The organism is Ewingella sp. S1.OA.A_B6, assembly GCF_049889095.1.
Classification (GTDB): domain Bacteria; phylum Pseudomonadota; class Gammaproteobacteria; order Enterobacterales; family Enterobacteriaceae; genus Ewingella.
In genome coordinates this window covers 1-255 of the sequence record NZ_JBLJFK010000078.1, presented here as the reverse complement: position 1 = coordinate 255, position 255 = coordinate 1, and the positions used below count along the sequence as shown (strand labels likewise).

The window sequence follows — 255 nt, the reverse complement described above, 5'->3', positions numbered from 1 at the left end:
ATCTGACTTAACAAACCGCCTGCGTGCGCTTTACGCCCAGTAATTCCGATTAACGCTTGCACCCTCCGTATTACCGCGGCTGCTGGCACGGAGTTAGCCGGTGCTTCTTCTGCGAGTAACGTCAATGTACGAAGCTATTAACTTCGTACCCTTCCTCCTCGCTGAAAGTGCTTTACAACCCGAAGGCCTTCTTCACACACGCGGCATGGCTGCATCAGGCTTGCGCCCATTGTGCAATATTCCCCACTGCTGCCT

1 rRNA gene is annotated in these 255 nt (G+C 53.7%); it reads right to left on the bottom strand.

Annotation, left to right across the window (positions count from 1 at the left end):
• Nucleotides 1-255 (bottom strand): 16S ribosomal RNA (locus ACMV8I_RS21550); the annotation flags it as partial.